The 11435-nt window shown below is 61.1% G+C and carries 7 protein-coding genes and 3 pseudogenes; 6 read left to right on the top strand and 4 right to left on the bottom strand.

Annotated elements, in window-relative coordinates; all coding sequences use genetic code 11:
- The 6 genes and pseudogenes from K289_RS49525 to K289_RS0137095 all read left to right on the top strand — a co-directional run.
- Window positions 1-349: pseudogene (locus K289_RS49525) on the top strand (IS4 family transposase); the annotation flags it as partial.
- A 274-nt stretch (window positions 350-623) separates the two neighbouring features.
- Window positions 624-2638 (top strand): annotated as a pseudogene (locus K289_RS46590) (TonB-dependent receptor).
- A gap of 120 nt (window positions 2639-2758) precedes the next feature.
- Window positions 2759-3112, top strand: a pseudogene (locus tag K289_RS0137110) (methyl-accepting chemotaxis protein); the annotation flags it as partial.
- 433 nt (window positions 3113-3545) lie between these two features.
- The gene (locus tag K289_RS0137105) at window positions 3546-4832 is read left to right on the top strand and encodes a Tm-1-like ATP-binding domain-containing protein (protein ID WP_027556034.1); all 1287 of its coding nucleotides are present in this window, start codon (window positions 3546-3548) and stop codon (window positions 4830-4832) included.
- A gap of 17 nt (window positions 4833-4849) precedes the next feature.
- A complete protein-coding gene (locus K289_RS0137100; protein WP_027556033.1) occupies window positions 4850-5521 on the top strand; it encodes an HAD-IA family hydrolase in 672 nt (223 codons plus the stop codon).
- Between the two features lie 186 nt (window positions 5522-5707).
- Window positions 5708-7192 (top strand): gamma-glutamyltransferase family protein, encoded by a 1485-nt coding sequence (locus K289_RS0137095; RefSeq protein ID WP_371260898.1) that lies wholly within the window; start codon window positions 5708-5710, stop codon window positions 7190-7192.
- Window positions 7193-7203: 11 nt separating this feature from the next.
- On the opposite strand, the gene K289_RS46585 is transcribed toward K289_RS0137095, so the two are convergent.
- The 4 genes from K289_RS46585 to K289_RS0137075 all read right to left on the bottom strand — a co-directional run bounded on the left by K289_RS46585 (window position 7204) and on the right by K289_RS0137075 (window position 11416).
- A complete protein-coding gene (locus tag K289_RS46585; RefSeq protein ID WP_198024851.1) occupies window positions 7204-7770 on the bottom strand; it encodes a MarR family winged helix-turn-helix transcriptional regulator in 567 nt (188 codons plus the stop codon).
- A gap of 213 nt (window positions 7771-7983) precedes the next feature.
- Window positions 7984-9606: an ABC transporter ATP-binding protein gene (locus K289_RS0137085; RefSeq protein ID WP_027556031.1), complete on the bottom strand. Its 1623-nt coding sequence runs from the start codon at window positions 9604-9606 to the stop codon at window positions 7984-7986.
- Window positions 9603-10478 (bottom strand): ABC transporter permease, encoded by an 876-nt coding sequence (locus K289_RS0137080; protein WP_027556030.1) that lies wholly within the window; start codon window positions 10476-10478, stop codon window positions 9603-9605. The genes K289_RS0137085 and K289_RS0137080 overlap by 4 nt, the downstream gene beginning before the upstream one ends.
- Window positions 10475-11416, bottom strand: coding sequence for an ABC transporter permease (locus tag K289_RS0137075; protein ID WP_027556029.1), 942 nt, complete (start codon window positions 11414-11416; stop codon window positions 10475-10477). The genes K289_RS0137080 and K289_RS0137075 overlap by 4 nt, the downstream gene beginning before the upstream one ends.
- Between the last annotated feature and the right edge of the window lie 19 nt (window positions 11417-11435).

Raw genomic sequence — 11435 nt, 5'->3', positions numbered from 1 at the left:
GTTGCGAACCGCTGAGCGTTTGGTCAATCTGATCGCCGTTTTTTGTATTGTAAGTTGGCGCGTCTTCTGGATGACGATGCTCAATCGTTCCTCACCGAATGCCCTACCGCAGACGGCGCTGACAGATTCCGAACTCAGGCTTCTTGATCATTTGGTGAAAGACAAGGGTGGCGATCGCCCTCGACGGGGTACGCTCTCGCACTATGTCGTCAAGATCGCGCGGCTCGGAGGATACTTAGCCCGAGCCAACGATCCTCCTCCAGGAAATACCGTCATCTGGCGCGGACTATCGCGGCTGACCGATATCGAATTGGGAGCCGCGATCGAGGCAAAGATTATGGGTAATTGAAAGATGCTGCACTCCGATCGTGTTGGGGGCACTCCCCGCGCTAGCGAATGCGGATCGAGCGATCGCCGAGCTGAATCAGGTGGTCCACGAACTGCCCCCCGTCGAGGTCACGCGCGAGGAGACGGTACAGCGGCGGAGGTCTCGCGTGCCCCATGGCACAAGGAAACGACCTGGTGGCAACCTCCAACCCGTTGTGCATCCCGCCTCTGCTTCCGAGCCGGCCGCCCACGGGGCTACCTCCGGATCGCCGGCGTCCCCGACCACGGCGAGCCAAATCATTACGTCGGGCGATGAGCTGCGAACGCGGCCTGTGGCGCGGCCCGGTGAATTGCTCGAAGCCGTACCGGGACTGATCGTGACCCAGCACTCCGGCGAGGGTAAAGCCAACCAGTATTTTCTGCGCGGCTTTAACCTCGACCATGGGACCGATCTTGCGATCTATGTCGACGACGTGCCGGTCAACATGCGCACCCATGCGCATGGTCAGGGCTACGCCGATCTCAACTGGCTGATTCCGGAGACCATCGCTGCGATGAAGGTGCGCATGGGGCCTTACTTCGCCGATGAGGCGACTTCGCGTCGGTCGGCAGCGTGCATCTCGGCCTGATCGACCGAACCGTCAAAGGGCTCGCGCAAATGACCGTAGGCAGCTTCGGCTATCGCCGCCTGCTGAGCATGGATTCAGCAAAGCTCGGCGAGGGCGCACTGCTCGTTGCAGGCGAAGCCGGCACCTACAATGGTCCGTGGGACAATCCGGACAATGTGCGCAAGCTGAACGGGCTTTTGCGCTACAACCAGGGAACAGCGACCGACGGTGTGTCCATCACCGGCACGGCCTATTCCAATAAATGGAGCTCGACCGACCAGATCCCGCAGCGCGCGATCAATTCCGGGCTCATTGGCCGCTTCGGCTCGGAAGACACAAGCGACGGAGGTAACAGCAACCGCTTTGCCTTGTCGGCGCGCGCGGCGCAACGCGATGAGGCAGGGTCATGGAAGGCCAATGCTTATGTCGTGAAGAGCCAGCTCGATCTCTACAACAACTTTACCTATGTCCTCGGCAATCCCGTGCTTGGCGATCAGTTTCACCAGCATGACGACAGGCTGATGGCCGGCGCCAACATTGCGCGGACGCTCAATGGATCTTTCGCCGGGCTGCCGCTGCAAACCGCTTTCGGATTGCAATCGCGCTATGACGCGATTGATCTTGCGCTCACCAACACCTTCCACCGCGGCTTTCTCTCCAACATTTGCAGCGACAAGGTCGGCGAGGGGAGCGTCGGCCTTTATGCCGAATCCACCCTGCGCTGGACCGACTGGCTTCGCACCTCCGCCGGCTGGCGCGGCGACTATTATGCAGCCGGCGTGAACTCGCTGTTCGACTCCAGCAATTCCGGTCGCGTCAACGCCGGCATCGGCAGTCCCAAGCTCCGCGTGGTGCTGGGTCCGTTCAATAGGACGGAGTTCTTCCTCGGCGCCGGATACGGCATGCACAGCAACGGTGCGCGCGGCGCGACGACGACCGAAGAGCCGCTCGACCCTGCCAGCAAGCTCTCGCCGGCGCCGCTCCTGGTACGCACGAAGGGTGCAGAGGTCGGCGTGCGCAGCAAGCTCATGGCGGATCTCGATACGTCGCTCAGCGTCTTCATCCTCGACCAGGATTCGGAGATCCTGTTCAGCGGCGATGCCGGCGATACGGCTGCAACCCGTGCAAGCCGCCGTTACGGCTTCGAGTGGACCAACCACTATCGCCCAAGATCGTGGATCGACATCGACGCGGATCTCGCGATGACGCATGCCCGATTTCGCGGCTCTGACGAAGACCAGGCCGCGGTCTACGCATCGCTTGCCGGATTTCCCGTCGCGCAGATCGGCAACGCGCCTGGCAACTACATCCCGAATGCACCTGCGATGATCGCCTCTGCCGGCATTACCCTCGGCGAGAAGACCGGCTGGTTCGGCGGCGCGCGCTTTCGTTACCTCGGACCAAGCCCGCTGACGGAAGACAATGCATTTCGTTCGCAACCGACCAGCATCGTCAATGCCCGCCTCGGCTATAGCGCGGACAATGGCTGGCGTATCCAGCTCGACGTGCTCAATCTCTTCAATGCGAGGGCGAGCCAGATCACGTATGCTTATGGTTCGCTGCTCAAGACCGACACGCTCTACAGTCTCTGCTATCCCGTGCAGGTCGCTCCAAGTGCCGTCTGCCGCAATGGCGTGATGGATGACGTGCTGCACCCGGTCGAACCGCTGGCCTTCCGCCTGACGCTGGCCGGACAGTTCTGACCGCCAGGATCCGACGGATCGGTCACGCAGCCACTGTGGCGGCATCGAGCAGGCGCGTCAGCCCTGCTACCGGCTGAGGCCGGGCAATAAAATAGCCTTGCGCCTCGGTGCAGCGCTGGTCTGATCAACAATATCACCGGCCAGATCAATCTGCTTGCGCTCAACGCCGCGATCGAATCCGCGCGCGCCGGCGAGGCCGGCCGCGGCTTTGCCGTCGTTGCGTCCGAGGTGAAGAGTCTGGCGACCCAAGCCAAGTCCGCCACGGACAAGATCGGTACCGAAATCAGCAGCCTCAACAGCATCTCGGGAGATGCGGTGGATGCGCTGGAGCAAATCAAGCTCGCGATCAGCAGCGTGAGCGAGTACGTGACATCGACCGCAGCCGCCGTCGAAGAGCAGAGCACAGTGACCAGCGAGATGTCCACCAGCATGCAGCGGGCTGCGGCGGAAGCAGCCAAGATCGCCGCAGGCTAGATCTGCCGAAGCTCATAGCTCGTTGAACAAGCTGATCGGCTGAGCCGCCGCGCTTCGTGCCGTGCGAGAAGCGGCCGTCTTGCGACCAGTCGCCTACCGGATGGTCAAACCGAAACGGCCAACGAACGACCAAGCGGCACTTAGCAGCTATCGGCCCGTCCTAGCCACGTTCTGCTGACGACCCATGGCCAGGACATCAATTGCGACTTTTTTGTTGACAATGAAACATTCTAACCCGAAGGTAGTTGGGTGGAGATATGCTGGATTGTTCAAGCTCGCCTGCCGCGCGGAACGCGAAGCCGCGCCAGTCCTTTTTTCACCGAGACTGATGACCGTTCGCTCACATGTCGGGAGATCGGATTTGATGGGGCCCGAGACATGTTCGTGCGTTTTCGAATTGGACCAATCCGTCTGAGTTGAGATCTCATCTCCCATGAATTCACGAAACGAAACCTTCCTGCACAGCGTGCTGCTTATCGGCACCGTCGATACCAAGCCTGACGAACTCGCATTTCTGCGCGACTGTATCGTGGATGCGGGCGGAAGGGCCGTCATCATGGATGTCGGGGTCCGTGATCACAAGCACTTCGCGGTCAACATCACCAACAGGGAGGTGGCCGCGGCGGCCGGCCTCACTCTCGAACAGGTTGCTGCTTCTGCGGACGAGAACGTCGCGATGCAGGCGATGACGCGCGGAGCCATCGCGTTGACGCTGAAGTCGTTCAGGGAATGCCGGGTCCACGGCGTCCTCGTTCTTGGCGGAACGATGGGCACCGATCTTGCCTTGGATGTTACCGCCGCTCTGCCGGTCGGCGTTCCGAAGTTCTTGATTTCGACGGTTTCCTTCTCCCCTCTCATCCCGCCTGAGCGGTTAGCCCCCGACCTGATGGCCATCCTGTGGGCGGGCGGACTGTACGGCCTCAACAATCTGTGCAGATCGTCGCTTCGGATCGCTGCGAATGCCGTGCTGGGAGCATGCCGGAACGCCACGCCAGTCGCGCCGGACAGGCCGATCATCGGCATCAGTTCGCTTGGCACGAGCGCGTTGCGCTACATCATCGCGCTGAAGCCGGCGCTTGAGCAACGCGGCTATGAGGTCGCAGTGTTCCATGCGACCGGGATGGGTGGTCGCGCGCTCGAATCTTTGGCGGCGCAGAACAGATTTGTGGCGGTTCTCGATCTCTGCCTGCAGGAGGTCGCCAACGATGTTCATTGCTCGATTGTGACGGCAGGAGAGGATCGATTGGAAAATGCCGGGCGGATGGGGATTCCCCAAATCGTTGCACCTGGCGCGATCGACATGATCGACATTCCGTCGTGGAAGGCACCCCCGCCGGCTTATGCCGGTCGGGCACGACATACGCATAACCGCTTGATTGCATCGGTGGTCTCGACTGCACCGGAACGTCGCGCCGTGGCGCGCACCATTGCTCGCAAACTGACATCATCCCGCGGCAAGGTGAAAGTGATCGTGCCGCGCGAGGGCATCCAGGAGTGGGATCGCAAGGGGCAGCCACTGCATGCGCCAGCAGCACATCAAGCCTTCGTCGAGGAATTTATCAGTGCTCTCGGCCCTTCCGTGGATGTCGCCGAACTGGATGCGCACATCAATGATGTTCAGTTCACCGACGCCGTGATGACGACATTCGATGACTGGGTGAAGCAAGGGATCATTCCGCAGGGCGTTGCGGAGTCCTCGGTGCGCCTGTCGCAGGTCTGACGGATCTTACTCTAATGATGACAGAGAAGCGGGCCCTCGTTCTCGATTTCGGGGGCGTCATTTCACGAACCCTGTTTGAGACCCATCACATTACCGAGCAGGCGCTCGGACTGCCTCCCGGTAGCTTGACATGGCGGGGGCCGTTCGATCCCGCGTCCGATCCTTTGTGGGTCGATATGCAGGAAAATCGCATCACTGAGCGCCAATACTGGAACATCCGTATCGCCGAAATCAGCAGGCTGTTCGGTGAACATTGGGAAATGAGCGACTTCGTCCGCCGCGCCCGGGGGAACGACCCCATATCGGTCATGCGACCGGAAGCGGTGAGAACGATCGAGGCGGCGGCCTCCGCCGGCAAGCGGCTTGCGATCCTTTCCAATGAGCTCGATCTCTTTTACGGCAAGGGATTCACCAGCCGCTTTCCGTTGCTGAGCGGCTTCGAGGTAGTCGTCGACGCGACCTACACGGGCATCCTGAAGCCCGATCCCCGCGCTTATGAACTGTGCCTGGCGGCGCTGAAGCTGTCTGCCGACCAGTGTGTCTTTGTCGACGATCAGCAGCGAAACATCGATGGCGCAGAGAAAATCGGTATGTCGACGGTGCATTTCGATGTTCGCGCACCAAAAAGATCTTATGCGCAGGTTCTGACCAAACTGGGTCTTCCAGCGGAATTGCTCGATTTGGTCTAAGCGGCCGCGCTCGGCTGACCGCCGTTCGCGAAAAACCGGTCGTCCGCTGAATCGTGACGCGTGGTCTGAGAGTAGGGTGGTGAAATGAACGTGTCCGCATCTCGCTATCCCACGGCTCGAATTCCGCTCCTTGCGTCCAACGCCGTTGCCGCCTCGCAGCCGCTGGCCGCGCAGGCCGGGCTTCGCATGCTCTTGGCTGGCGGCAATGCCGTGGACGCGGCGCTAGCGGCGGCGGCGACGCTCACGGTGGTCGAGCCGACGATGAATGGCATCGGCGGCGATCTGTACGCCATCGTCTGGGACGGCAAGCAGCTTCACGCGCTGAATTCGACAGGCCAGTCGCCAGCCGCGTGGTATCGGTCTCGCTTCGACAAATACGATCAGATGCCGATGAAGGGATGGGATACCGTAACCGTACCCGGTCAGGTCGCGGGTTGGACTGCGCTGTCGAAGCGTTTCGGGAAGCTACCGTTTCAGCAGCTATTTGGCCCTGCAGTCGACTACGCCGAGCGCGGCTTTCCCGTCTCGCCGTTTGTTGCATCGGTCTGGGAGGAGCTCGCTGCCCTCGTCAGTGATCAGCCCGGTTTCGCGGAAACCTTCCTGATCGACGGCCGCTCACCGGCCGTCGGCGAGGTATGGCGCGCTCCGGGCCATGCCGTCTCGCTAAAGGCAATCGCCGAGACGCAGGGCGAGACTTTTTACCGTGGCGCACTTGCGGAAGCCATCGTGTCATTTTCCGAACGGACCGGAGGCTGCCTCAGCCTCGATGACCTCGCCGCGCACCAGCCGACATGGTGCACGCCGCTGTCGTTGCAATACCGGGGTTATACGCTGCATGAATTGCCCCCGAATGGCTTTGGCATCGCAGCGCTGATGGCGCTGGGCATTCTGGAGAACTTCGATGTCAGGGCGATGGGACGGGACAGTCTCGATGCGTATCACGTCCAGATCGAGGCGGTGCGGCTGGCGTTCGCCGATCTTTATGCGCACGTCTCTGACCCGCAGACCATGCGCGTCCCCGTCTCGTCGTTGCTCGATCGGGATTATCTGGCGCGGCGCGCGCAGCTGGTCGATCTGCGCCGCGCAGGGGCACCCCTGCCGGGCAAGTTGCGGCTTGGCGGGACAGTCTATCTGACCGCTGCCGATGCATCGGGCCTCATGGTCTCCTTGATCCAGTCGAACTACTGGGCGTTCGGGTCGGGGTTGGTGGTGCCCGGAACGGGCATTGCCCTGCACAACCGCGGAGCGAACTTCACTCTGGAGCGTGGTCATCCTAACGAGGTCGGCCCGCGAAAGGCGCCCTTGCACACCATCATTCCCGGTTTCGTGACGCGAAACGGCGCTCCGGTTTGGTCGTTCGGCGTGATGGGCGCAGCCATGCAGACGCAGGGACATCTACAATTTCTGAGCCGACTCGCAGATTTCGATCAAGATCCGCAATCCATCTGCGATGCGCCGCGTTTCATGCTGTCGCCAGCGGATGGCGCCGTGAACCTCGAGGCGCACTTGCCCGCAGGCATCGCGGACGAGCTTATAGTGCGTGGCCACCGCATTCAGATGTTGCCAAGCGGTCATTTGACCTTTGGCTCGGCGCAACTCATCGGCCGGACTGGCGGTGTCTATTGCGCGGTATCCGATCCACGGCGCGACGGCATTGCAGCCGGCTTCTGAAAGTTACGGCGTCACGTGTCGCCATCGTCGGCGGTTTCGAATGGCGCGCTGGATCCTTGCAGCAACTGACTGCGCACCATCAGCTTGTTCAGGATGATATCCAGTTGCGATTGCTCAGTGTCTGACAGACCCTCGAGGAACCAGGCCTGTGTACGAGCCGCTTCAGGCAAGATGCTCTTGCACATCTTCGCGCCGTCCCGGGTGATGGATAGAAATATTCGCCGCCCGTCGTTGGGATCGTTCTGCAGGGTGATCATCTTCAGGTCAACCAGGCGGCGTTGGGCGCGCGAAACGCGCGCCTTGTCCATGCTGGTGCGCTCGACTACCTCGATGAACGACAGCGTCCCATAGGCGTACAGCGCCATGAGGATGCGCCATTCGGGCATCTGCAGGTTGAATTGGGTTTCGAACAGGCGCCCGATCGATTGCGATACGCGATTGGCGACCACCGATAGCTTGTAGGGAATGAAGTCATCCAGCGACCCGATCGAACCGAGCTTGTGGGGCCTGGAAACCGTTTTGGTCGCGTGGGCCGCCTTGGTGCCCGAGATTCTCTTGGTCTGCTTTCTCGTGCTCAACATGATCTCCTGGCTTGCGGCGGCTGCCTCTCAGGTGAGGCCCGCCGTCCCGGGACTGGCATTTCGAGCCGAAGGCCCGGTTCGCAGAATGCGCTCCAAACGCAAGTAACTATCGTGATTCTGCCCTTGAAGCTTTAGGCCGCTTCTCACTGCGGGCCGGAGCCAACAGACCAAGGGGCTTCAATCTCAAAGCCGCAGCAGCATCGAGACATCTCACGCTTTCTGGACGCCCGCAAGGAACTCCCGGCCGGGCGCGGCCGCCAGCAGCTTGCGGGTGTAGTCCTCGCGCGGTTCAGTGAAAAGCTTCCCGGTCGGTCCCTGTTCGACGATTTTCCCGGACTGCATGACAATCAGCCGGTCGCAAAGCTGTCCGGCGACGCGAAGATCATGGGTAATGAAGATAATCGCCAGTCCCAGGCGCTTTCTCAAATCTTCCAACAGTTCAAGGACTTGGGCTTGCACCGAGACGTCAAGTGCTGAGACCGCCTCGTCGGCTACGAGAATGTCCGGCTCGCTGGCCAGCGCGCGCGCGATACAGATGCGCTGCCGCTGACCACCGGAAAACTGGTGCGGAAATCGGCCCAGCGCGCTTTCATCCATTCCCACAAGGTCCAGCAACCGCCGGCATCTCTCGCGCGCCTCGCGCGCACCGACCCCGAAATTCCGCGCCCCTTCGACCAAGGCCTCGCCAATTCGCAGACGCGGATTGAGCGACCGATTCGGGTCCTGGAAGACGACCTGAATGCCCCTGCGATGACGTCGAAGCTTGCGCTCGTGCAGCTGGGCGATGTTGGCGTCGCCGAGCCAGATGTCGCCGGACGTCGGTGTTTGCAGCCGGCTGATACACCGCGCCAGCGTCGATTTGCCGGAGCCCGATTCGCCGACAATTCCCAGAATTTCGCCCTTCCGCAGTGTCAGCGATGCATTCTGCAAAGCGGGTATGACCTTGCGTCGCACACCGAACAGTCCTGAGGAACCATAGGTCTTGGTCAGCTTCTCCACGCGCAAGAGCACCTGATCGGCCACCTCGCGCGCTTCGGGCAACCTGCTGCCGGGGACGGCGTCGATGAGCGAGCGTGTGTAGTCTTGCTCGGGTTGCGTCAGAACAATGCGTGCCTGGCCGGATTCAATAACGCTTCCGGCGCGCATGACGACCACACGATCGGCGATCTCGGCGACGACGCCGAAATCATGGGTGATGAAGAGCACTCCAATGCCGCGCCGCGCGACGAGGTCACGGATCAGATCCAGAATTTGCTTCTGCGTGGTAACATCCAGCGCCGTCGTGGGCTCGTCGGCGATCAAGAGCAATGGCTCGAGCGCCAGCGCCATGGCGATCATGATGCGCTGGCGCTGCCCACCTGAAAGCTGGTGTGGATATCGGCGCACGATATTTGCCGGATCGGGCAATCGAACGTCGGCGGCGAGTGATCGTACTTGGTGCTGGATTTCCGGTTCGGACAGTTTAGGTTTGTGGTACCTGAAAATCTCCGCGATCTGCTCGCCGACGGTCATCACGGGGTTGAGCGCCGTCATCGGCTCTTGGAAAATCATTGCCATGCGGAAGCCACGCAGATCCCGCATGCGGCTCATCGATGCGCCGATCAATTCCTCCCCGAGCAACTTGATCGAACCGGCGACAGGAGCAAGACCTGGCGGGAGAATTCCCATCACCGAGAAGGAGGTGACGGACTTTCCCGACCCCGACTCGCCGACAACGCAGACGATTTCCTTCCGGCCGACCGAGAGGCTCGCGTCGGTGACCACGGTCTTGCCTTCCGACGAACCGGTGACGGCAATCGAAAGATGTTCAATGGAAAGAACGCAATCGGTCATCGCGCATCTCCAATCGACTTTGCAAACCGCGGGTCGAGAAGATCGCGTAAGCCGTCTCCCAGGCAATTCACGGCAAGCACCGTGAGTGCAACCAATAGGCCCGGCAGAATAATCAGTTGCGGCGCAGCCTGGAAGTAATTGCGGCCGTCAGCCATGATGTTGCCCCAGCTCGGAATTTCGCTCGGTGTCCCGATGCCGAGGAAGGATAGCGATGCTTCGATAAGGATCGCCGCCGACGCCGTGAATGTCGCCTGCACGATCACCGGCGCCAGAATGTTTGGAAGAATGTGCCGGATCATCAGCATCAGCGTCGGAGTCCCCATGCTCACGGCAGCTTCCACGTACGCTTCACCGCGGACCGTGAGCACCACACTTCGGGTCAACCGCACGACGCGCGGGATTTCAGGTAGCGTGATCGCGATGATCACCGTCTGAAGGTTCGTACCGAACAGGCTGACGACCATAATGGCGAGCAGGATGGCCGGTATGGCCATCACACCGTCCATGATGCGCATGATGATGCCGTCGAGCTTGCGTAGCACGCCGGCGACCATGCCGATAGCGAGGCCGATCACGAGTGAAATCGACGCGACCGACGCACCGACAATCAGGGAGACCCGCGATCCAAAGGCAATTCGGCTCCATAAGTCGCGCCCCGTCGCGTCCGTACCGAACCAGAACTCGCCCGACGGGGGCTTCAGTCTCATCCGGGGACGGATATGCGTCGGATCGACCGTATGCAGCCACGGAGCGGCTACGGCAAGCACGACCATGGCTCCTACGACGAACAGCCCGAACATCAGCCCGGGATGACGACGCATGATCCTTGCCGTGTTTTGAAGAAACCCTGGACTGGCCGCCGCAACGCTCAATAGCTGATCCTCGGATCGAAGATGGCGTAACTGATATCGACCGCGAGATTGATCAGAACGTATACGCCGCTGAACAGAATGATGATGCCTTGAACGACAGGGTAGTCGCGCGCAACAACCGCTTCCACGGTAAGGCGGCCGAGCCCCGGAAAGCTGAAGACGCTCTCGGTGACGACGACGCCGCCGAGCAGGAGGGCAATGCCGATGCCGATCACGGACAGGATGGGGATCGCCGAATTGCCCAACGCATGGCGAAACAATACGACGCGTTCGGGCATGCCTTTGGCACGCGCAGTACGGATAAAATCCTCACCGAGTATTTCGAGCATGCTCGCGCGGGTCACTCGCATGATCAGCGCAATGTAGATGGTGCTGAGTGTCAGGGTCGGCAGGATTAGGTGACGGGCGAATGGCCAGATGCCCTCGGAAATGGGGACGAAACCTTGCACCGGGAGCCACTGCAGCTTGAGCGCGAATACGAAGACAAGCATGTAGCCGGTAACGAATGCAGGCAATGCGAACCCGAGCACCGCGCCGCCGCTGGCCAACGTATCGATCCACGAGCCGCGTCGCCAGGCGGCAAGCACGCCGAGTGGGGTTGCGACGAGGATGGAAAACACGATCGTGGCGATCGCCAATGCCAGAGTGGGCTCAAGCCGTGAGGCTACGAGCGTCGTGACCGGCTGGTTGGACGTGATCGAGCGCCCCAGGTCGCCATGGGCGATCTGAACGATCCAATGAACGAATTGCTGCGGCAATGATTGATCGAGCCCGAGATGGGCCCGCATCGCGGCGATCATCTCCGGTGTTGCACTGTCACCGGCAAGTATGGCGGCAGGATCGCCGGGGCCCAGCCTCAAGGCCAGAAACACGATGATCGAGACCACGACCAGAACCGGAACGACCGACAACAGCCGGCGCAGCACAAGCCATACCATTGTGGTCACTCCAGCGGTA

Origin of the sequence: Bradyrhizobium sp. Cp5.3, assembly GCF_000426265.1 — a bacterium.
Classification (GTDB): Bacteria; Pseudomonadota; Alphaproteobacteria; order Rhizobiales; family Xanthobacteraceae; genus Bradyrhizobium; species Bradyrhizobium neotropicale.
Note: the sequence above shows the minus strand (reverse complement) of the source record. Positions and strands in the feature narration are given on the sequence as shown.